The following is a 23,032-nucleotide window of genomic DNA, read 5'->3' on the forward strand; positions in this document are numbered from 1 at the left end:
ATGAAACAAGATCTACTTTCATTTAGAGATTGGACCGCAGACCAATTACACAGTTTATTAGCTTTGGCTAAAACCATAAAAAGTAACCCTGCGGGATATCGAACAGCTCTAGATGGCAAATCGATAGTTGCCTTGTTTGAAAAACCTTCATTACGCACCCGAGTAAGTTTTGATATTGGTATCAATAAGTTAGGTGGTCATATGGTGTATCTTGATAGCCAATCCAATAAATTGGCAGGTAGGGAAGATGTCAAAGACATGGGTGCCAATCTAGCTTGCTGGGCCGACGCTATTGTCTCTCGAGTATTTGCCCACAGCACTTTAGAACAATTGGCTGAGTCAGCTAGCGTACCTGTAATCAATGCACTGTGTGATACATACCATCCCTGCCAAGCCGTAGCGGACTACTTGACTATTAGTGAACATTACGATGATTTAAGCCAAGTAAAGTTAGCCTACATTGGTGATGGAAACAACGTTACTCATTCATTGATGTTAGTCGGCGTCGCCCTTGGTTGCGAAGTTATAGTGATTACGCCTAAAGGATACGAAGTGGATCCTAAGATAATCGAGTTGACCGAACAACGTGCAACGCTATACGGCGGAAAGTTAACTGTCAGTACCGATGTTAATGCAGCTCTAGGTGCACAAGTATTGTACACAGACACATGGTTATCTATGGGTGATGACACACCTCTAGCTGAAATAAAGGACACATTTTCTGGCTACGAAATTACCGAAGAATTAATGGAAAAAACCGGCGCCGATTACGTTATGCATTGTCAACCTGCGCATCGCGATCTAGAAATCAGCGGCAGCTTAATTGACGGTGAGCAGTCCTTGTTAATGCAACAAGCTGAAAATAGAATGCATGGCCAGAATGCGGTTTTAGTCGAGTTGTTAGCAAAAGACTTTGAACCTAGAAACTAGCGTTAAACAAATTGTAAAAACAAATAATGGGTAAAGGATGAGTAATTCATCGCTTTATTAAAAAATTAAAGATAGGAAACATCATGGCAATTGCAAAAAACAAACCCATCAAAAAGGTGGTACTAGCGTACTCAGGCGGATTAGATACTTCGGCGATCATTCCGTGGTTAATCGAAAACTACAAGTGCGAGGTTATCGCCTTTGCTGCAGATGTCGGTCAAGGTGATGAAGAACTAGTTGGATTGCGTGAAAAGGCGCTAAAAACTGGCGCTAGCGAATGTTATATCGTCGATTTAAAAGAACAATTTGTTTCCGACTACATTTATCCCACCATTACGACTGGCGCGGTGTACGAAGGTGAATATTTACTTGGTACTTCAATGGCCAGGCCGATCATTGCGAAGGCACAAGTAGAACTAGCCCTTAGCATCGGAGCCGATGCACTATGTCATGGTTGTACTGGTAAAGGAAACGACCAAGTACGTTTTGAAGGCACGTTTGCCGCCCTCGCACCGGAGCTTACGGTAATTGCGCCATGGCGTGAGTGGGATATGGTATCTCGTGAAGACTTACTAAACTATTTAGCCGAGCGTGAAATCGAAACCACTGCCTCGGTCACTAAGATATATAGCCGTGATGCTAATGCATGGCATATCTCCCATGAAGGGGGAGAACTAGAAGATCCATGGTGTGAGCCTACGAAACAAATTTGGACCATGACAGTCGATCCTGAAGATGCTCCAGACGAAGCAGAACGTGTCCAACTAAGCTTTGAAGAAGGTAAGCTCACTAAAGTAAATGGTGAAACCCTAACGCCATACGGCGTATTGATGAAACTTAACAGCATTGCCGCTGCACATGGTGTGGGTCGAATTGATATTGTGGAAAACCGCTTAGTAGGCATGAAGTCTCGCGGTTGTTACGAAACACCAGGCGGTACAGTGATGATGAAAGCCTATAAAGCACTAGAGTGTTTAGTGCTTGATAAAGCTTCACTTAAATACCGTGAACAAATTGGTTTAGAATATTCTCATGTAATGTATGACGGACGTTGGTTTACTGCGTTAAACGATGCCTTGTTAGCCGGTGCCGCAAGTTTTGCTCAGAAAGTGACGGGCGAAATTGTCGTCAAACTTTATAAAGGTCAAGCCACAGTCACCCAAAGAAGCTCACCGAATAGTCTCTATTCTGAAGATTTTGCCACCTTCGGTGCTGACGATGTTTACGATCAACGCCATGCCGAAGGTTTTATTCGTTTATTCAGTTTGTCTAGTCGCATCGATGCGCTGAATAAACGTGGGTTAGCTTACAAAAACACAGGTATCGAATAATGAGTTTGTGGGGCGGACGTTTCCAAGACGGCAGCAGTGCGATGTTTAGGAGGGTGAACGATTCGTTGCCCTTCGACCGTGCACTTGCGAGTCAAGATATTCGTGGTTCAATTGCTTGGTCCAAAGCCATTTATAAGGCTGGTGTGTTAACGCAAAGCGAGCAACAGCAGCTTGAAGATGCACTTCAAGCTTTGTTGGTTAAAGCCGAAGCTGGCACCTTAGATTTCGAAGCAAGTAATGAAGAAGACATCCATAGTTTTGTCGAAGCCACGTTAATAGAGCAACTTGGCGATATTGCCCGCAAATTACACACGGGTCGTAGTCGAAATGACCAAGTGGCCACCGACTTTAAACTGTGGACTCGTGAACACATTGACCTTTTAATTGACGATATAGAAAACGTTAAAAGGTCTTTAGTTGGCACGGCGAGCAACAACAAAACGGTTATCTTGCCGGGTTACACCCACTTACAGCGAGCTCAACCAGTACGTTACCCACACTGGTGTTTGGCATATGTTGAAATGTTTAAGCGTGATCTTAGTCGTTTACGAGACTTACGCGTACGCTTAAATCAATCACCACTTGGCTGCGGTGCGCTTGCAGGTACAACCTACCCTATTGACCGCCATGAAATTGCCAGCGACTTAGGTTTTGATAGTCCCTGCTTAAATAGCTTAGATGCGGTATCTGATCGTGACTTTGTATTGGAACTTTTATTTGTTGCCAGTACTAGCATGATGCATATGTCACGTATGGCGGAAGACTTAATTTTCTTCAACTCTGGTGAGGCGGGCTTTATTACCTTAGGCGATGAGGTGACGTCAGGATCTTCATTGATGCCCCAAAAGAAAAACCCTGATGCTCTCGAACTGATGCGTGGCAAATGTGGCCGAGTATTCGGCAGTTTGCAAGGCATGTTGGTTACTATGAAGGGCTTACCTCTTGCCTATAACAAAGATATGCAAGAAGACAAAGAAGGTTTGCTTGATGCAGTTACACAGTGGCACATCTGCTTATGTATCGCTTGCGAAGTCGTAGATAGCATTCAGTTAGACGCTGAGCGATGCGCTAAAGCCGCCCGCGAAGGCTATGCCAATGCAACCGAACTAGCTGACTATCTCGTGGCAAAAGGTATCCCCTTTAGAACGGCCCACGATATCTCTGGTCAAGTGGTACTGGCAGCGTTAGAACAGAAAAAAGCCATCGAAGAAATGAGTGTTGCTGAATTAAAACAGTACTCGGACTTAATTGAAGACGATGTCTACGAAATATTACAACTCGAATATTTAGTAGATAAACGTAACATTTTAGGTGGCACAGGTATCGAACCCGTTACAGCAGCCTTAAACGCTGAACTAGCTCAAAGTTAATAAGGACAAATTGTGGTCGTCTCACATATCGATAGCGTAAAAATCATTCGTAATTCCGCGCCTTACATCAACGCTCATAGGGGTAAAACCTTCGTTTTGATGTTTGGTGGTGAAGCTATCGAAGAAGCTAACTTTGCTAATATCATTCACGATATTGCTTTGTTAAATAGCTTAGGCGTACGTTTAGTTTTAGTACATGGTGCGCGACCACAAATTGATCAAAGAGTCGCTTTGAGAAGCCTGCCTAAACGGTTTCATCAAGAAATTCGAATCACAGACAAACAAACCCTTGAGTGCGTCAAAGACGCGGCAGGTTCAGTGCGAGCCCAAGTAGAAGCACTATTAACAATGGGACTGGCTAACTCCCCCATGCATGGAGCTCATATTCGAGTGTGCTCTGGCAACTTAGTAGTCGCAATGCCTGTAGGTGTCCGTGACGGAGTGGATTTTGAAAATACCGGTGTTGTAAGACGTATTGATGTCGACGGTATTAACGACCATCTAAATGACGGCTCCATAGTGTTGTTATCTCCAATGGGATATTCATCAACTGGAGAGGTGTTTAATTTGTCTCACGAAGACGTGGCGACAAAGGCAGCCATTGCGCTCAAAGCCGACAAACTTATATTATTTAATCATCAAGACGGCATTGTAAGTCAAGAAGGACGGTTATTACGGAATTTAGAACTACACGAACTCTACGATATGTTAGAAGAGCCTTTTTACGCTGCTGAAAAACAATCGCTACAAGCTATTGTATCGAGTTTGCAAGCAGGCATTAGCCGTTGTCATACCGTAAGTTATCGTCAGGATGGCGCTTTACTACAAGAGTTATTTACCCGTGATGGCGCTGGTTCATTGGTGTCGCAAACGTCTTACGAACAACTACGCCAAGCTAACATTGAAGATGTGGGTGGGATCCTAAAATTAATCAAACCCTTAGAAGAAAAAGGCATTTTGGTAAAACGTTCTAGGGAACACCTAGAGCAAGAAATCACCCAATTTGCCTTGATTGAACGTGATGGTATGACTATCGCGTGTGCCGCTCTCTATCCATACGCAGAAGAAAAAATGGGAGAATTAGCCTGTGTCGCTACCCATTACGATTATCGTGGCGGTAACAGAGGCGAGCGACTATTAGACTCAATCAAACGACAAGCTCGAGCTCAAGGTTTGCAATCTATTTTTGTGCTCACAACCGTCACTTCACATTGGTTTCAAGAACAAGGCTTTGTTCGAGCCAGTTTAGAAGACTTACCTGATAAAAAGAAACAGCTATACAATTTTCAGCGTAATTCCAAAGTGTTTGTATTACCCCTTTAGACACGCCAAATTATGGTAAAAAAACGGTTGCCCATTGCGAATTAGCCGGCCTACTTTGTGGACAGGTTGTTTTTAGAACATCAAAAAATCAACTTTCCACACCCACCCAAAATGTTTAAGCTATGGCGATGAATACTTCAATCAATAGGTCAACAATGTATCCAAACCTGATCCGCAAACCAATAATTTTCACTGGCATTTTTATTAGCATTCTATTTAGCGGTTGCGATCTATTTCAAGACCAAGCAATCAAACAGACCCAACAATTTATTACCCAACAGAACATTGATAAAACTCAAGAGAACTGGAAAACATCGTTACCTCAGCCCCCTGAATTTGGGTTTGACCCCGGCAAAACTTATCTATGGCAGTTAACAACGAGTCACGGTGACATTAGCATTGAATTAATGCCTGACATTGCCCCTAAACATGTGTCTAGCACCTTATATTTAACCTCCCTTGGATTTTATGACAACACTATATTCCATCGTGTTATTCCCGGGTTTATGGCGCAAGGTGGAGATCCTCTGGGAACCGGACGCGGCAATCCAGGTTACAAATACGCTGGTGAGTTTAGTGATACCACCAAACATAATAAAGGTGGGTTGCTGAGTATGGCAAATTCTGGCCCCGACACAGATGGCAGTCAGTTTTTCATCACTTTCACAGCAACGCCTTGGTTAGATGGTAAACACACAATTTTCGGTGAAGTTACTCAAGGTCTAGACGTGTTGGAAAAAATAGAAAAGCTTGGCTCCAGAAGTGGTAAAGTCAGCGAAGAAATTTCAATCATTAAAGCAACTATTGCTGTGAAATAAGTTGCTTTAATACTAAATGCTTCCTGTAATTCATAGACAATAAAAAAGTCGCTTAAGCGACTTTTTTATTTCAGTGGCAAAACATTTCTAATTTGCGCCTGCAACCGCCTGTTTAGCAAGTTCAGTAATTTTATCCCACTCACCGTTAGCCATGGCGTCTTCTGGCGCTAACCATGAACCACCAGCACAACGCACACTGGGCAAAGCTAAATAATCATTATAATTACTTGGGCTTATACCGCCAGTAGGGCAAAACTTAATATCAGGGAATGGACCACCAATCGCTTTAAGGGCTTTCACGCCACCTGAGGCTTCGGCAGGGAAGAATTTCAAATGTGTATAGCCATGATCAACAGCGGTCATCAATTCTGAAATTGATGAAATGCCAGGAATCAATGCAATACTGCCTTCGTTTCCAGCTTTTAACAAATCAGTAGTCAATCCAGGACTAATAGCAAACTTAGCACCCGCATCTATAACTTGTTGCAACTGTTGACGATTTGTCACCGTTCCAGCGCCTATGATTGCTTCCGGCACTTCTTTGGCAATCTTAGCAATTACTTGTAACGCGGCTTCAGTGCGCAATGTCACTTCTAAAACACGAATACCACCAGCGATTAGTGCTTTCGCTAAAGGTACAGCATGTTCAACATCTTTAATTACCAATACTGGCACAACTGGCCCTTGGCTGAATATTTCTTCTGATGTCATTTTCCAATTCTTAGTCATTGCATTTAACCTTTACAATTTTGATTTAAATAAGCCATAGCACCAATCAAACCATGATCAGGCTCGGTAATAATGAAAGTCGGGATGCCAGCTACGTAGTCACGAAATCGACCTTTGGCCTCAAAACGTTTCCGAAAATCACTTTGTTTAATAAAATTGGTGAAACGGGGGGCAATGCCACCTCCAATATACACGCCACCACGTGTCCCTAAATTAAGGGCAAGGTTTCCTGCAAAGCTACCCAAGATTTTGCAGAATTGGTTCAAAGTAGCCTCGCTTAAAGCGCAACTACCATCAAGAGCTCGTTCAGTGATATCAGCTGGATCATCCAAAGGTGCGGCTAGATTTTTGTACTTCGCAATTGCTTGATAGATATGCACTAAACCACGACCAGACATGACTTCCTCTGCAGAGGCATGACCCATCTTATCGGTTAGAAATTGCCAAATAGCGATATCGACCTCGTCTATTGGCGCAAAGTCTACATGGCCACCCTCTCCGTCTAACGCCAACCAACCACCGGCAGTATGGGTTAAGTGTTTGACTCCTAACCCTGTGCCAGGTCCAAACACTGCAATATTGTCTAAGTCGACTGATTGACCTTGTCCAACTTGTTCTTTTTGTTGGTCCGTTAACACCGTAACTGCATGGGCAACTGCGGTAAAATCATTGATCACTCCCAACCAATGCAAGCCTAATTCAGTTTTGAGTTGAGAAATTGAAAACTGCCAATGATTGTTAGTCATTGAAACTAAATCCGCCGTCACTGGACATGCCACGCCTAGACATCCCGCGGTAAATTCCAAATCAGGAAATTCAGCAATATATGCCTCAATAGCCCCATTAATGGTTTTATAGTCGCTACATAGATATTTTTTGATATGGCTTAGTGACCCGTTTTCAATCAAAGCCAAACGAATATTAGTCCCACCAACATCTGCTACAAACCTAGCCATGATATTAATCCTGACCAAAAAATAATGAACAAGCACCTTGCTCAGCACCGGTTAAGGTGGTGCGCATACCGGCAAACATCTCTCGGCCCATGCCAATTTGGTGTTTGGCTACATCAGTCACTTTAGCTTTTCTATTCGCTAAGTCTTGTTCACTAATTAACACATCCATCGCACCTGTTTGGGTGTTCAATTCAATCAGATCACCGGTTTGTATTTTAGATAATATTCCGCCTTTAGTCGCTTCTGGCGTGACATGAATGGCGGCGGGTACTTTACCCGAAGCGCCAGACATACGACCATCAGTCACTAGTGCCACATGAAAACCGCGATCTTGTAGTACCGCCAAAGGTGGCGTCAAGCTGTGTAGCTCAGGCATTCCAATGGCCGAAGGCCCCTGAAAACGCACCACTACCACACAATCTTTATCGAGCTCACCAGCTTTGAATGCCGCATGTAATTCAAACTGATCTTCAAACACCACTGCAGGGGCTTTAATTTTACAATGGGGCTCTCGTAATGCTGATGTTTTCATAACAGCACGTCCCAAGTTCCCACTCAATACAGATAAACCACCGTCTACCTTAAATGGCTCACTCACACTCGCAACAACCTGTTTATCAAAAGATTCTGTGGGACCGTCACGCCATACCAGTTCACCATTTTCTAATATTGGTTCTTTGGTATATTGCTCCAAACCTTCGCCACATATGGTATTCACATCATTGTGTAACAAGCCATTTTCTAACAATTCTCTAATCAACAACGCCATTCCGCCAGCCGCGGTAAAATGATTAATATCAGCTGAGCCATTGGGGTAAATGCGAGTTAACAAAGGTACAGCTTTAGATATATCAGCAAAGTCATCCCAATTAATGATAATGCCAGCAGCTTTCGCTACCGCGACCAAATGCATAGTGTGGTTGGTTGAGCCACCTGTGGCCAGTAACCCTACCAAACCATTAACTATCGCTTTAGCATCCACTATATGCCCGATAGGACGATACTCGCTACCTAAATCAGTAATACGCGTCACTTGTCGCGCTGCGGCATCGGTTAACGCATCTCTTAATGGTGTACCTGGATTCACAAAAGATGACCCTGGTAAGTGTAACCCCATTATTTCTACAACCAATTGGTTACTGTTTGCGGTACCGTAGAAAGTACAAGTACCAGCCGAATGATAAGATTTAGACTCAGCGTCTAATAACTCTTCACGGCCTACTTTGCCTTGTGCATACAGTTGGCGAACACGCGCTTTCTCTTTATTAGGAATACCTGAAGGCATAGGCCCCGCTGGGACAAATACTGTAGGTAAATGTCCAAAGCTCAATCCACCCATCAATAAGCCAGGTACAATTTTGTCGCAAATACCTAACATCAAGGTACCATCAAACATATTATGGGAAAGTGAGACTGCAGTAGCCATTGCTATAATGTCGCGGCTCATCAAACTTAAGTCCATCCCTGGCGTGCCTTGAGTCACACCATCACACATTGCCGGCACACCACCGGCAAATTGAGCAACACTGCCAACAGCACCGATTGCCTGTTTTAATCTCGCAGGATAGTTTTCATAAGGTTGATGCGCAGACAACATATCATTATACGAAGATACAATAGCGATATTCGCTTTGGTCATACTGCGCAAGTCGGCTTTTTCTTCTGAGCCACAAGCGGCAAATCCATGTGCTAAGTTACCACAAGACAACACCCCACGATGAGGACCTTGCAAACGCGCACTTTCAATTTTATCTAAATAACTTTTACGCGAATCTTGACTGCGCTGAATAATTCGGTCTGTGACTTCTTGAATAACGGGATTCATGGATTTTCCTATAACTAAAATTTTTTCAGGGTGCCCAAACAAGCTCTACATCGGCGTTGTTAATGACGGCTCTGATTGGCATAACTAAAGCATCATCATCGGACAGTACCGTATCTAACACCTCTTTTTTGCTCTCTCCTGTGAGATGCAAAAATATTTGGTTACTGTTTAGTAGCGCTGGCAGAGTTAATGACATACGTTGATTAGGAGCAGTCGTTGGCTGTACCGCGATATAGGCTTTACCTGATTCAAGATCCAAGCCTTCAGCAATTTGCTCAGAACATGGAAACAAAGAAGCGGTATGCCCATCTTCTCCCATACCTAAAATCAGTACGTCGAATGGAGTGTGCATTTTTTGTAGATTTTCAGTACAAGTTGTCACTGCATCTTCAGCATTGCCATGATAAGTTTTTAAAGGAACAAAATTGGCATTTGCAGCATTATTAATCAGTAACTTTGTACGTAACATTTTTTCGTTCGAGGCGTCGTCAGTATTGTCTACCCAACGTTCATCCGCCAAACTCACATCAACTTTATCCCACTCTAAATGAGCTTTAGACAACGCCCCGAAAAGCTCCGCAGGTGTGCGACCACCTGAGACAACTAAGCTTGCGCGTCCATTTTCCTCAATACCATCCCTGAGTAACTTTACAATTTTACGTGTAAAGGCAGTATTGAGTTGTTCGGTTGTTCTAAATTTAGATTGTGTCAATGCCATTATTTTTTCCCCATGCGGCTTTCGTACCAAGCTCTGTCTTCGCGAGCCAATAGCGCAATCGACGCTACGGGTCCCCAAGTACCAGCTTGGTATGGTTCAGGTGGTTCATTACTGATTTTCCAAGCAGCTAGGATACCATCTACCCATTTCCATGCAGCCTCTACTTCGTCTCGACGCACGAATAGGGCTTGATTACCTAACATCACTTCTAACAACAATTTTTCATATGCATCTGCTATGCGTTCATCTTTAAAAGTGTCAGAAAAACTCAAATTCAATTTAGATTTTTGTAAATCCATTGAACTCTTTCCAGTTAGTCCAGGCACTTTGTTCATGACTGTCACTTCAACCCCTTCGTCAGGTTGTAAACGAATAGTCAGTTTGTTGGGTGGTAACTGAGGAAAACTATCTTTAAACAAGTTATGAGGTTGACGTTTAAAGTAGATAACTACCTCACTGGTTTTATCTGGTAAGCGTTTCCCGGTGCGTAAATAGAATGGCACACCAGCCCAACGCCAGTTGTCTAATTCGACTTTGAGGGCAATGAAGGTTTCTGTCTCACTTGAGGTATTGGCATCGGCTTCATCTAAGTAACCCGGCACTTCTTGGCCTTTAACAAAACCTCCAACGTACTGCCCACGAACCGTGTTTTCACGAACATTGCTCGCATTAATAGGTCGTAGAGATTTAAGTACCTTAAGTTTTTCGTCACGAATACTGTCTGCATCCAAATTAGCAGGAGGCTCCATAGCGATTAGCGTGAGAATCTGTAACAGGTGATTTTGAACCATGTCGCGCATTTGACCAGCTTCGTCAAAGTATCCCCAACGCCCCTCAATACCTACAGATTCAGCAACACTAATTTGTACATGATCAATACAGTTATGATCCCAATTGGTTGCAAAAATTGAATTTGCGAACCGCAATGCGATTAGATTTAGAACCGTTTCTTTTCCTAAATAATGATCAATTCGATAGATTTGTGATTCGTCAAAAAACTCGGCGACTTGGTCATTAATCACTTTAGATGATTCTAAGTTGTGTCCAATTGGTTTTTCCAATACGACTCGCATACTTTTGTCGATAATTTTCGCAGCTTTAAGTCCTAGGCAAATATCCCCAAAAATCGATGGGGGGGTTGCGAAATAACAAACCATCATTCGTTTTGGATCTACATGATCTTTAAACGCTTTGTAGCTAGCGATATCTTTCATATCAACTTGTACGTAGTCTAGTTTTTCTGAAAACCGCGCCCACGTTTCTTGACACACAGCTTCTTTAGTAAATTTTTCAATATTCTCTTTTACAAGTGCAACGTAATCTTCTTTACTGATATCTTGACGCGCTACGCCAATCACTTTTGTTTCGGCGTGCATCAAATCAGATTTTTCGAGTTGATATAAAGAAGGTAAAAGTTTACGTCTGGCTAAATCGCCTTGTGTGCCAAACAATACGAAATCACAAGGTTCGAACGAATTTTCCAAAACCATTTTTTCTGCCTACTAATATTTTGATTGATTGTGTTAATTGTTATAACAAAATACGGTTACAAGCTAATCAACAACCCATAACGTAAAATTTAACATTAAATGTAGTAATTTTACAACTTTTCACGAGGCTCATACCGCCAAATTACAAGAAATAACGGTTTTCAGTCCATTAATCCGAAAGATTTCCTGTTAAAAAATTACAACTATAGTATTCTGGCGCTAATGAGCCGATGTAAATTCTGGCCTTTTAGTGAAACCATTATAATGAAGTTTTTGATGCGCGCATGAATATTCTAGAAAAAATAACCCAGCATAATGCCGTCTTTAGTAAGTCGGAACGCAAAGTTGCAGAGGTCATACTAGCGAATCCGCAAACCGCGATTCACAGTAGCATAGCCACACTAGCGAAAATGTCAGGTGTAAGTGAACCTACAGTCAACCGCTTTTGCCGTAGGTTAGACACTAAAGGCTATCCTGATTTTAAATTACATTTGGCTCAAAGTCTTGCTAATGGTACGCCTTATGTAAACCGCCACGTTGAAGAAAATGACGGCCCAGAAGAATATACTCACAAAATATTTGAATCCACTATGGCCTCTTTGGAAGTTGCAAGGCAATCAGCTGATATCGCAACAATAAACCGCGCCGTAGACTTATTAACTCAGGCCCAAAAGATATCTTTCTTTGGATTAGGAGCCTCAGCTTCTGTAGCCCACGATGCCTTAAATAAATTTTTCCGTTTTAATGTTCCTGTCATCTACTTCGAAGATATTATCATGCAACGTATGAGCTGCATGAATTCTGGCGAAGGGGATGTAGTGGTGCTCATTTCCCACACAGGCAGAACTAAGAGCCTAGTAGAAATAGCCCAAATAGCCCGTGGAAACGATGCAACTGTGATGGGCATTACGTCTAAAGACAGTCCTTTGGCTAAAGAATGTAACTTAGTGTTATCTCTTGAAGTGCCAGAAGATACAGACATGTATATGCCTATGGCCTCAAGGATTGCACAGCTAATACTCATCGACATATTGGCAACTGGTTTTACGCTTAGAAGAGGCAACAAATTTAGAGAAAATCTGAAACGAGTGAAAGATACTTTACGAGGATCAAGGTTTGATAAACGTAGTAATTAATGTAAATAGTTACCTTATTCTAATAAAATAGAGCCAACAGGCTCTTTTTTATTAGAATAATTTCACTTTTTGGTCGTTTTGCACTACCATTTTCGTAATAAAATTACACTTTTGTTAATTTATAACTATTTTATTTTTGTAGACATCCACAAAAGTAACTAACGCCTTAAAAAAGGCTATGCTTAATTTATTGAACTGAGCCTGTCTTAAATAGCAAGTGCTGCATGAGATAGGTAACAAACGCGCCATAACAACAGAGTAACCAAACTATGTTAAGAAGAACAAAAATACTCGCTACATTAGGTCCATCTACAGATACAGTGGAGCAAATAGAAGCGATTATTAAAGCTGGAACCAATGTGGTTCGCATGAACTTTTCTCATGGAACGGCCGAAGATCACATTAATCGCGCCAACAAAGTGCGTAATGCCGCTAAAAAGTTAGGTAAATACGTTGCCATTTTAGGTGATTTACAAGGACCTAAGATCCGCGTATCTAAATTCGCAGACGGTCCAATCAAATTGAAAATTGGCGATCACTTCATTCTTGATGCCGACATGGGCAAAGAAGACGGCAACCAACAGGCTGTGGGTATCGATTATAAAGCATTGCCTCAAGATGTAGTCAAAGGTGATTTATTATTGCTTGATGATGGACGTATTCAGCTGGTTGTGACTAGCGTAGAAGGTAATAAAGTCCATACTGAAGTGACTGTTGCTGGCAAGTTATCGAACAACAAAGGTATTAACCGCCAAGGTGGTGGCTTGTCGGCTGAAGCACTGACAGCTAAAGATAAAGAAGACATAGTGACCGCAGCAAAAATTGGTGTCGACTACTTAGCAGTCTCGTTCCCACGTTCAGGCGATGATTTACGTTATGCCCGTCAACTTGCTGAAAAAGCAGGTTGCAATGCCATGATTTGTGCCAAAGTAGAGCGTGCTGAAACAGTCGCCTCTGACGAAGCCATCGACGACATTATTGAAGCCTCTGACGCAGTGATGGTAGCCCGTGGTGATTTAGGCGTTGAGATTGGTGATGCTGAATTAGTAGGCGTACAGAAAAAACTCATCGCACGATCGCGTCAACTAAATAAAGTGGTCATCACTGCCACACAAATGATGGAATCAATGATCACCAGCCCCATGCCAACCCGTGCAGAAGTCATGGACGTGGCGAATGCGGTGCTAGATGGTACTGATGCGGTTATGTTATCAGCCGAAACTGCGGCGGGTGAGTTTCCTGTTGAAACTGTAGAAGCAATGGCAAGAGTATGTGTAGGCGCAGAAACACACCCTAGTGTGACTGTATCTAAACATAGAATGGATGAAGCATTTCATTCGGTCAGTGAAACCGTCGCATTAAGTGCGGTCTACTCAGCCAATCATTTAAGTACAATAAAGGCAATTGTAGCCTTAACTGAAAGTGGCAGTACGCCATTGTTGATGTCACGTATCACTACATCTTTGTCAATTTATGCCCTATCTAGACATGAAAGTACATTAAACAAAATGGCGTTATACCGCGGTGTTAAACCAGTCTTTTTTGATTCTCGTGGCAGTAACCCGGGTAAACTGAAAGACGACGTAGTTGCCGTGTTATTAGAAAAAGGTATTTTGGAATCTGGCGACCAATTCATCATGACTTACGGTGATGTAATGGAAACCGTGGGTGGCACCAATGCTTGTAAGATTGTTACAGCCTAAGAAACATTTAGACTAGCATTGTCTAGTTTTTATCCCAAATAAGAAACGAGTCGCTAGACTCGTTTTTTTTTGCGGCATCCTCCAACACCCATTAATAAAAAATATAGTTTTCCATTACCTAAATAAATTAAAATTATAGATAATCCCTATTAAACTCAACACACAAAAAGTAATAGGAATGGGTAATGAGTACAAATAAAAAGTTCGATATTGTTATTTATGGTGCAACTGGCTTTACCGGCCGTTTAGTCGCTGAATATTTAGTTAAGCAATACGCCGATGATAAATCACTTAAATGGGCGATGGCGGGAAGAAGCGCTGAAAAGCTTGCCCAAGTTCGTGATGAAATAGGCGCTCCTGCTGATACCCCTTTAGTGATAGCCGACTCCGATGACTTAAGTTCTATTCAAGCCATGTTAGACGATACAAAATTGGTATTAACCACTGTGGGTCCCTATCAGCTATATGGCTCTGAATTAGTGGCAATGTGTGCAAAATCAGGTGTCGATTATGTTGACTTATGTGGTGAACCAGTATGGATGAGTGAGATGATCCCTGCTCATCAAGAAGCCGCAAAAGCCAGTGGAGCACGTATCGTGTTTTCATGTGGTTTTGATTCTATTCCTTCTGACCTCGGGGTATATCACTTACAACAACTGGCTAAAGAACAATTTGGTCACCCAATGCCAAGAGTCAGATGTCGCGTTAGAAAAATGAAAGGCACGTTCTCGGGTGGTACCGCTGCAAGTCTAAAAGCCACCCTAGTTGCAGCAAAACAAGATCCAACTAAAATGAAGGCGCTGCTTAATCCCTTTTCTCTGACTCCTGGATTTACTGGTGCCGAACAACCTTTTGGCAATAAGCCCTACTACGAAGAAGATTTGGGTACTTGGGTCACTCCTTTTGTGATGGCAGCTATCAATACCCGTAACGTACAACGCTCCAACTTTTTGTTGGATAGCGAGTATGGCGACGATTTTGTGTATGACGAAATGTTTATGACCGGCCCAGGTGAAAAAGGCGAAGCGATTGCCAATGCCATGGCCAATGACAAAAGCATGGGTGGTGAGGGCGGACCTAAACCAGGTGAAGGCCCTAGCAAAGAAGAGCGAGAAGCTGGTTTTTACGACTTGTTATACGTAGGATCGGATGCTCAAGGCAACCAAATAAATGTTTCGGTCAAAGGTGATAGAGATCCAGGTTATGGCTCAACCTCTAAAATCATTGCTGAATCTGCTATCTGCTTGGTCAAAGATTCGCAGCAAACTCAAGGTGGCATTTGGACTACCGCTCCCGCTATGGGCGACAAGTTAATCAAACGCCTTGTAGCGAATGCAGGGTTAACCTTTACTCAAGAATAAGCTTTAAGTAGCAGGGCTCGTGATATTTGCGAGCCCTTAATTGCTTTTTTCCACGCGCGGAAACCTAGCTGAAAACTAGCGCTACATTCATATACTTTTGCCTTGCTTAACAAATATCACTTGCATCAAAACCACCGGAGCCGCTGCTGTTGTTTGCTTTAACTGTAACGGCTCAATACTAAGCTTAGAAGCGTCGCCTTGCTGGTCGTTGATTTGTTACTCCATGACCTAACTAGGCCATGTGTCTTGAACTTCCCTTTTCAAATTAGATTCTTGTTTGCCAGTTATCCGCAGATCACGGAGAAAGTACTGGTTCGAGTGAATAAAGCAATTAGCAGGTCAAACTCTATCTTTAAAAAGTCTCTGTATATAAAGTGCACCAAAGCGGTTCGCCTACTGAACCTTTCAGTAATTCTTATCGTCAACGCTGTAAAAATTACACACCTCTATCTTTCAAAAATAAATAATCCATATAAATCAATTGTTTATTTGAGGTACATATATTGCTTTCTTATGTTTCTAACTTGACATCAAGGAAACAATTTTATGATTGCGCTTGCACACTCTGTTTACTTTGCATTTTATCTATATCTAATAGTGGTATTGATTCAGTGGCTAGTGGCCACATTTTCTAAAGCCAATCAGCCTTCAGCAGTGCCGGGGAAACTAAGCGAAGATTTATCCCATGATAGTTTTGTTTTTAGAGCTCACCGCACATTTCATAACACTTTAGAAAACAGCGCACTATTTATTGGTAGCGTTTTATTCGCCTTTTCTATTAATTATCAAAGCCCGCTGTTTGCCATCGCTGTATGGATATATGTGCTTGCGCGGTTGATACATATGGCACTTTACTACGTTATCGCGACGGAAAAAAATCCCAGCCCTAGAACCTATTTTTTCTTAATTGGACTACTCGCCAACGTATTCATATTGGTACTAATAGGGATCAGATTAATTTAAGTAAACTCTGCAAAGACTCAGAAATTTATACACAACTTTACATAAGGAAAACAAATGAAAAATACATTGATTATCGGCGCAAGTGGGCAAATAGGTAAAAAACTAACCCAACTGATGGTTAACAATCAGCAAAACGTTGTTGCCCTTGTTCGCGACAAAAGCAAATTATCAGATATTAAAGGCGAGTATCTTGCCATCGTAGAAGGCGACCTGAAAGAAGACTTTAGCCATGGGTTTAATCAAAGTGCAAGCAAACAGTGGGATACAGTTGTGTTTGTAGCCGGATCAGGGGGAAGTACCGGACCTGACCAAACCTTACTGATCGATTTATGGGCAGCTTGCCGGGCAGTAGATTATGCTAAAGTCAATAATGTTAAGCATTTTGTTATGGTTAGCTCAATTGGAGCAGATAAACCAGAAAAAGGGCCAGAACAGATGCAACCCTATTTAGTTGCTAAACATATGGCCGACGAACATCTAATCAATAGTGGTCTGCTTTACTCTATTATTCGTCCTGGCTCGTTAACCGATTCTGACCCTAGCTCAAAATTCACCTCTGAGCGGCCAGCGCAGAAAGACCAAGCAACTATTACCCGAGGTGACGTTGCCAAAGCATTGTTGTTTTGTGTTAATCACCCTCCAACAGACAATACTATTGTCGAACTATTTAATGGTGACAAACCAATCAAAGAGGTTTTATAACCATGGCCAGAGCTTTTACCACGGTTTTTACCAAAAAACCCATTATAAATGTTTAGGTCAAATGCTTAGATTTCCGTTTTTATCATGGCTGTCTGCATAAAAAGTGGTCACTTAACGTTTTCCCAAAAACCAAAGCGAGGTCCCATAGATTTACATAGCAGGAAACAATACTGGCATTGTTTAAAATAGAAAAGGCCGTGTCACCCTACTTCTGGAGCTAAGTGTCTCAACGAAACACCCCAAAATAAAATGCCGGTATTGAAAGAACAATAAACAAAAGACCTAAACCGTAACCGTTGCCTTTGGCTAATCGCGCGTTTTCTTCGTCACCTTGTTGGTATAATAAATCGGCATTATGGCCTACAGGGATGACTTTAGAGTGAAACGATGTCTTTGATTTAATTTCATAACGTTTGCCTTTGATTGTTAACTCAAAAATAGGGCGAAACATCTTACTTTTATAATTGTTAGTACTTTTAGAAAAGTATTCATCATAACGCAGGATCCTACCCTTGGCTTTTGTCGCGTTTTTATTAAACCGCTGATTGTCATATATAATATAGGCACCAACTGCAGCAAATACAGCGCCCCCTACTAATGGAATAATATTCATGTACTTATCCTAGTTCATTGGCGAGTTGAAACTTTTTTGGCTGTAAAACATGTCCCCAATCAAAACAGCAGCCCTCTACATTCTTTAGAAATTCTGCCCCTCATGTTGACCTCTTGATACCTAGCAACTGAGGTTAGTTTCCGTATCTACGTATTACTGATACCTTTCCATTTTCTAGTTCTAAAACGTCTAAAACTTCTTTGCTATAGCTAAATTCTGAACCGTCTGCGCGCAACCCTTTAGCTGCAAAAGTGTGCTTAAGTGCGACTACATTGTGACCAACAAAATATTCGACAATTTTACCCTGATATTCGCTATGCGCACCTAAATATCGTGACATGCCTTTGCGCATTAATGCTTTACCGTCGGGCGCTCGTGAGTCATCAGGTGCATTGGGTAAATGTTGGTTACCAACGTCTTCTGTTAAAAACGACAAATAAAATTCTAAGTCTTCATTAGAAGCCTTAGGTAGCTGTGTATTGGTCATGGCTCGATAATATTGTTCTACAAAGTTATCGTAATCAAATGGCTCACTACTGGCTAAAGCAGATGAAGAAAAAAAAGTAACAACTAACGCTACAATTGAAAAACACTTTTTCATTGGCATTCCCTACATTAAGTTAATATGACGATTCGTTAAGTGTTACGAATAATTGGTTAAGACAGCTAAAGAGTAATCTGACCACGCATATAGTCGACAGCTCTGCCTTTTAATAACACTCTCTCGCCTGAGAGTTGGCATGCAACTAGACCGGTCCTTGGTGATAATTGTTTGGCTTTTAAATTATCTTTGGTGAGCTTTTGTGACCAATAGGGGGCTAATTCACAATGGGCCGAGCCGGTTACTGGGTCTTCATCTACATTGAGTTTTGGAAAAAAACAACGACTCACAAAATCAACGTCAGTGCCCCTTGCGGTTACTACCACTCCTCTAAGATCTAAAGCTTTCCATAACGCTAAATCTGGCAACAGAGTCTGGACTGCAGTTTCATCTTCAAGCTCAAGAATGTAGTCAAATGCTGCCGAAACAGCTTTAGGTTTAATGCCTAACCCCAACAATAGTTGTTCGGGAGCTAAAACAGGTGTGGGCATCGATGCAGGAAAGTCCATTACTAACCCACTGGCTTTGTTAGTTACAATTAACTCGCCGCTTTTGGTCACAAAACAAATGTCAGATTTTTGATAACTCAAATGCGTAAACAACACGTGAGCCGCGGCTAACGTGGCATGTCCGCATAAGTCGACTTCATGGGATGGGGTAAACCAACGTAATTGAAACTTATCCTCGATAGCCACAAAAAACGCTGTTTCAGATAAATTATTGGCCTGTGCAATATTTTGCAATAACTCGTCAGGCAACCAAGTATTGAGTGGGCAAACGGCGGCAGGATTTCCTGTAAAAACTTCATCGCCAAAAGCGTCGATTTGAAAGATATCTATTTGCATTTAATTTTAAATTCTATGGCGACTCTCTCTATGCTAACCATTTTTACATCGACTTCATACCAATTGTGTAACTTAAGACAAGAGTTGATTATGTCCCATTGTCTTAAGTGTTTATTTTCGTAGTAAAGCAAATTAGCAAGCTTCGGGCGTCAGTGCTGCTCTAGCTTTGTGGGTTGCTTTGACCAATTGTTCTCGTACCTGAGTCGATGTGATGCAAGGCAAATCAAATGGCCAATAGTAAATTTTGTTGTCTGCTTGTACATGCACACCTTCACAAAACGCAGAAAGCATCTTAATGTTTTTAGCCTCAATATTAAATTGATGGGATAATAATAATTGCATTGCTTCTTGATGATCTTCATTCATGTGATTCACGATGCCATCACTGACCTTGGACCAGTCAGCTAACTCACGATTCCAATCTTCTTTGTTAATCCAGTGAATTTTTCCAAATCCACCAATGTATCTAACTCGTTTTGTGGCAATTTTGTAGAACATAAAATCATGGGTTTGCTGGTATCCTTCTGCTTGAGGAAAGAAGCTGAAGTATTGTTGTACGACTAAAGCGTCATCAATCAAATGCGCATCTCCCAACACAGTCACCCTGCCCGAAGCTTGAGAGTCATCTGCCAAGTGATCAAATATAGTCATAGAGACTTTATGGTTCGCTTGGATATTCCGGGTATGTTGCGCTATTTGACTAATATAAATAACCAAGTCCCCCTCTGGGGTCATAAAATAAGGCACGATCGAACCAAATGGGTAGCCTTCAACAGTCTGAGAATGGGTACTAAGCACGCCTGAATGCTGTTGACGAACTAGCGTTTTCGCATCAGAAATATAAGTTTGTTTTTTCATATTAACTCCTAGAGAAAATTAATGAGTGATATAAGGCACTGAGCCAGTCTGCGGAATCAGTTTGGGCGTGACTCCAAAACAGTCGGATAAGTTGGCTATTGTGATAACGTCTTTGGCTTGGCCTTTCGCTAAACATCGGCCTTGTGCGAGCATTAAAACTTGGGTGGCATAAGGCAACACTAAGTTCATGTCATGGCTCACACACACCACAGCTAAGCCTTGCTGGCAAAATTCTTGAACAAGGTCCATCATGGCTTTTTGAAAACGAAAATCCAAAGCCGATGTAGGTTCGTCAAGCAATAACAATTTGTTTTCATACACATAATCAGTGCACTTTTGATTACTGTTGGGCAGTAGCTGTAACAAGGCTTTTGCAATAAACACGCGTTGACGCTCGCCTCCCGACAAACTGCGCACATCACGTCCAAACAAATGACTAATGTTAAGTTTTTCAGCCAATTGACAAATTAACAGCGTACTTTGTTGCTCAGTTTCTAATTGGTCGGCACGTGCTAGTTTCAACAAATTTTCGGTTAAAAAAGCGAAATGCACTTGGTTACTTTGCGCCACAAAAGCACGCTCTTTGGCCAGCGCTTGAATAGGCCATTGTTTTAAACATTTTTGCTGAAACCTAATGCTGCCAGTAGTTTGTTGATGAAGACCTGCAACACAACGGAGTAACGTTGATTTTCCACAACCATTTTCACCAATGACAGTGACAAAATCGCCGCTATTTAACGACAAAGAAATATCTTGAAGAATGGTCTTCTCTCGATAATTGAGAGAAATTTCTTTCATTTCAAACATAGCTGGATTGCCCTTTACCTTTGGCCAATAAATACAAAAAGAAGGGAGCGCCAACGGCAGAAGTCACTATGCCAATGGGGATTTCTAAAGGAGGAAATAATGCGCGGGATATAATGTCAGCCAGCAACATCAATACCGCACCAAGCACACCGCAAGCCGGCATTAAATATCGATGATCTGCGCCAAACAGGCTCCGAGCAATATGCGGAACCACTAAGCCAACAAACCCAATAATGCCGCAAAGTGCCGTAGCAAGAGCAACTGAAAACGCCACCAGCCAAAGCGTGAGTCGCTTATATTTGGTTACTGCCAGCCCCATACATTGCGCTTCGTTTTCTCCTAAAGCTAACATATTCAACGCTTTGCGCAGATGTAAAAACACACCTATAGCCGGCACACCCACAGCGCCAACAAAAAGTACTTTTTGCCAATTTATCCCCCCCAAACTGCCCATGGTCCAATAGGTAATTTGACGCAATGCGTCATCATTTGCCATATAACTAATCGCACCTATGTGAGTAGTAGCCAAAGCATTCACTGCCACACCAGCCAGTATCAAAGAGCTAATAGCAGTTCCCATGGGGGTTTTAGCGACTAATAACACTATCCAAACAGCAAGTAACGCACCGATGAAAGCACTAGCGGCGATTAAATACTGGCCCGCTAATTCCAGTTCGGGGTAATGATTTATCAACGCCAAAGTCGTAGCCGCAGCTGCCGCTGCTCCAGCCGAAATACCAATGAGTCCAGGATCGGCTAAAGGGTTTCTCACTAATCCTTGCATAGCGCAACCAGACATTGCCAATAAGGCACCTACAAATATTGCCATCACCATTCTAGGCGCGCGCAACTCAGAGAATATGTACCAATGGATTGTTTGCTGATGAGTTAAATCTTGAGAGGTGAATTTTTGTAGCACCAACTGGAACATCTCAGTTGACGACTGTGCAACACTTCCCGCTTGCAGACCAACCACTACTAAAAGCAATCCCAAACCAGCCGTAAGCCAAATCCCTCTCTCGTACTTTTTCTGACGCTGAGCTAAGACCGCTTGTAAGGTAACGGGTAAACTATCAGTGTACATGTAGCGTATTCACACTTTCTATCACTGTTGCAAGTGCTTGCGGGTAACGTGGCGACAAACCTAGTGCTTCGCTACTATTCATCGCGACTAAAGCGCATTTTTTCCCCGCTGATGTAGCTTTCAAGGCCGGGTGTTGACACAAACTTTGCAAAGCCTCCGGCCCCTTGACTCTGTGACTGGCGACAAAAATCAAGTCGGGATTACCAGCCAAAATAGACTCATTATCCATCACTTTGTAATCTCTTAGATTTGCGGCAACATTGCGAATGCCCGCGTCGTTAAACAAAGACTGAGGCACGGTATTGTTACCCGCAACTGTTAGTCCGCGCTCACTATCGGACATCACAAACAAAGCACTTATGGAAGGATTTTTGTTTTGCGCTAGTTTAAGCTTGGCGACCTGTTGAGTAATACTTTCAACTAGTAAAGACGCTTGATGCTGCGCATCTAATAACCGCCCCACATCCTGTATTAGCTGTGTTAATCCCTGAAAGTCTCTTTGCTCTCCTAATATATCTACCTTTACTCCTGCAGCGGTCAACTGAGGAATAAGGCTAGCAGGTCCAGTGGATTGGGTACCGATCAAGTGAGAGGGTTGAAAACTCAACACCCCTTCAGTACTTAACTGCCTGAAGTAACCAAGCTTAGGTAAACTAGCTGCAGGCGACGGGTACAGACTGGTACTATCTGTTGCCACAATCAAGTTTTGCTTACCCAAAGCATAAATAATTTCAGTAATGCTGCCACCGGCACTGACTATTCGCTCGGGACTATCAGCGCGAGCATGAACTGCGTTTACCATAAGGATAAAAATGAGGGCAATAGCCACTACTAATTTATACATAAACTTACTCTCAAAAATGGTGGGC

At 42.2% G+C, this 23,032-nt stretch carries 22 protein-coding genes; 10 read left to right on the top strand and 12 right to left on the bottom strand.

Annotated features, from left to right (window positions below; translation table 11 throughout):
* The 5 genes from ABJK37_RS22010 to ABJK37_RS22030 all read left to right on the top strand — a co-directional run bounded on the left by ABJK37_RS22010 (position 1) and on the right by ABJK37_RS22030 (position 5,772).
* On the top strand, positions 1–930 hold the full coding sequence (locus ABJK37_RS22010; protein ID WP_348358315.1) for an ornithine carbamoyltransferase: 930 nt from the start codon (positions 1–3) through the stop codon (positions 928–930).
* Positions 931–1,013: 83 nt separating this feature from the next.
* Positions 1,014–2,261, top strand: a complete 1,248-nt coding sequence (locus tag ABJK37_RS22015) for an argininosuccinate synthase (protein ID WP_215927599.1) — start codon at positions 1,014–1,016, stop codon at positions 2,259–2,261.
* On the top strand, positions 2,261–3,631 hold the full coding sequence (argH, locus tag ABJK37_RS22020) for an argininosuccinate lyase (RefSeq protein WP_348358317.1): 1,371 nt from the start codon (positions 2,261–2,263) through the stop codon (positions 3,629–3,631). Before ABJK37_RS22015 ends, argH begins: the two co-directional genes overlap by 1 nt.
* Positions 3,632–3,643: 12 nt before the next feature.
* Positions 3,644–4,954 (top strand): amino-acid N-acetyltransferase, encoded by a 1,311-nt coding sequence (gene argA / locus ABJK37_RS22025; protein WP_348358319.1) that lies wholly within the window; start codon positions 3,644–3,646, stop codon positions 4,952–4,954.
* A gap of 128 nt (positions 4,955–5,082) precedes the next feature.
* Positions 5,083–5,772, top strand: coding sequence for a peptidylprolyl isomerase (locus ABJK37_RS22030; RefSeq protein ID WP_348358321.1), 690 nt, complete (start codon positions 5,083–5,085; stop codon positions 5,770–5,772).
* A gap of 87 nt (positions 5,773–5,859) precedes the next feature.
* On the opposite strand, the gene ABJK37_RS22035 is transcribed toward ABJK37_RS22030, so the two are convergent.
* From ABJK37_RS22035 to zwf, 5 genes are read right to left on the bottom strand one after another with little or no spacing between them, the layout of a single operon-like run.
* Positions 5,860–6,501, bottom strand: coding sequence for a bifunctional 4-hydroxy-2-oxoglutarate aldolase/2-dehydro-3-deoxy-phosphogluconate aldolase (locus ABJK37_RS22035; RefSeq protein ID WP_348358323.1), 642 nt, complete (start codon positions 6,499–6,501; stop codon positions 5,860–5,862).
* 5 nt (positions 6,502–6,506) lie between these two features.
* Entirely contained in the window at positions 6,507–7,460 is a 954-nt protein-coding gene (locus ABJK37_RS22040) for a glucokinase (RefSeq protein WP_348358823.1), read from the bottom strand.
* Between the two features lies 1 nt (position 7,461).
* Complete coding sequence (gene edd, locus ABJK37_RS22045) at positions 7,462–9,282, bottom strand: phosphogluconate dehydratase (RefSeq protein ID WP_348358325.1); 1,821 nt, start codon at positions 9,280–9,282, stop codon at positions 7,462–7,464.
* A gap of 25 nt (positions 9,283–9,307) precedes the next feature.
* Positions 9,308–10,000, bottom strand: coding sequence for a 6-phosphogluconolactonase (gene pgl, locus ABJK37_RS22050; RefSeq protein WP_348358327.1), 693 nt, complete (start codon positions 9,998–10,000; stop codon positions 9,308–9,310).
* Entirely contained in the window at positions 10,000–11,490 is a 1,491-nt protein-coding gene (gene zwf / locus ABJK37_RS22055) for a glucose-6-phosphate dehydrogenase (protein WP_348358329.1), read from the bottom strand. The genes pgl and zwf overlap by 1 nt, the downstream gene beginning before the upstream one ends.
* A gap of 284 nt (positions 11,491–11,774) precedes the next feature.
* Here zwf and ABJK37_RS22060 point away from each other — a divergent pair, with 284 nt between their 5' ends.
* The 5 genes from ABJK37_RS22060 (at position 11,775) to ABJK37_RS22080 (ending at position 17,355) form a co-directional block, all read left to right on the top strand.
* The gene (locus ABJK37_RS22060; protein WP_348358331.1) at positions 11,775–12,626 is read left to right on the top strand and encodes a MurR/RpiR family transcriptional regulator; all 852 of its coding nucleotides are present in this window, start codon (positions 11,775–11,777) and stop codon (positions 12,624–12,626) included.
* Positions 12,627–12,895: 269 nt separating this feature from the next.
* Entirely contained in the window at positions 12,896–14,329 is a 1,434-nt protein-coding gene (gene pyk / locus ABJK37_RS22065; protein WP_348358333.1) for a pyruvate kinase, read from the top strand.
* 185 nt (positions 14,330–14,514) lie between these two features.
* Positions 14,515–15,690: a saccharopine dehydrogenase NADP-binding domain-containing protein gene (locus ABJK37_RS22070; protein WP_348358335.1), complete on the top strand. Its 1,176-nt coding sequence runs from the start codon at positions 14,515–14,517 to the stop codon at positions 15,688–15,690.
* A gap of 546 nt (positions 15,691–16,236) precedes the next feature.
* A complete protein-coding gene (locus ABJK37_RS22075; RefSeq protein WP_348358337.1) occupies positions 16,237–16,653 on the top strand; it encodes an MAPEG family protein in 417 nt (138 codons plus the stop codon).
* A 54-nt stretch (positions 16,654–16,707) separates the two neighbouring features.
* Positions 16,708–17,355, top strand: a complete 648-nt coding sequence (locus ABJK37_RS22080) for an SDR family oxidoreductase (protein WP_348358339.1) — start codon at positions 16,708–16,710, stop codon at positions 17,353–17,355.
* Positions 17,356–17,581: 226 nt separating this feature from the next.
* Here ABJK37_RS22080 and ABJK37_RS22085 read toward each other — a convergent pair whose 3' ends face one another.
* The 7 genes from ABJK37_RS22085 to ABJK37_RS22115 all read right to left on the bottom strand — a co-directional run bounded on the left by ABJK37_RS22085 (position 17,582) and on the right by ABJK37_RS22115 (position 23,007).
* Positions 17,582–17,968 carry a DUF3592 domain-containing protein gene (locus ABJK37_RS22085; RefSeq protein WP_348358341.1) on the bottom strand — a complete coding sequence of 129 codons (387 nt, stop codon included), beginning with the start codon at positions 17,966–17,968 and terminating at the stop codon, positions 17,582–17,584.
* A 133-nt stretch (positions 17,969–18,101) separates the two neighbouring features.
* Positions 18,102–18,569 (bottom strand): nuclear transport factor 2 family protein, encoded by a 468-nt coding sequence (locus ABJK37_RS22090; protein WP_348358343.1) that lies wholly within the window; start codon positions 18,567–18,569, stop codon positions 18,102–18,104.
* A 65-nt stretch (positions 18,570–18,634) separates the two neighbouring features.
* Complete coding sequence (locus tag ABJK37_RS22095) at positions 18,635–19,414, bottom strand: PhzF family phenazine biosynthesis protein (RefSeq protein ID WP_348358345.1); 780 nt, start codon at positions 19,412–19,414, stop codon at positions 18,635–18,637.
* A 132-nt stretch (positions 19,415–19,546) separates the two neighbouring features.
* Complete coding sequence (locus ABJK37_RS22100; RefSeq protein WP_348358347.1) at positions 19,547–20,272, bottom strand: DUF2470 domain-containing protein; 726 nt, start codon at positions 20,270–20,272, stop codon at positions 19,547–19,549.
* Positions 20,273–20,290: 18 nt separating this feature from the next.
* Entirely contained in the window at positions 20,291–21,079 is a 789-nt protein-coding gene (locus ABJK37_RS22105) for an ABC transporter ATP-binding protein (protein WP_348358349.1), read from the bottom strand.
* On the bottom strand, positions 21,072–22,163 hold the full coding sequence (locus ABJK37_RS22110; RefSeq protein ID WP_348358351.1) for an iron ABC transporter permease: 1,092 nt from the start codon (positions 22,161–22,163) through the stop codon (positions 21,072–21,074). Before ABJK37_RS22110 ends, ABJK37_RS22105 begins: the two co-directional genes overlap by 8 nt.
* Positions 22,153–23,007, bottom strand: a complete 855-nt coding sequence (locus ABJK37_RS22115) for an ABC transporter substrate-binding protein (RefSeq protein ID WP_348358353.1) — start codon at positions 23,005–23,007, stop codon at positions 22,153–22,155. The genes ABJK37_RS22110 and ABJK37_RS22115 overlap by 11 nt, the downstream gene beginning before the upstream one ends.
* Between the last annotated feature and the right edge of the window lie 25 nt (positions 23,008–23,032).

The sequence above is a fragment of the Paraglaciecola sp. genome (genome assembly GCF_039964565.1).
In the GTDB taxonomy this organism is placed as follows: Bacteria; Pseudomonadota; Gammaproteobacteria; order Enterobacterales; family Alteromonadaceae; genus Paraglaciecola.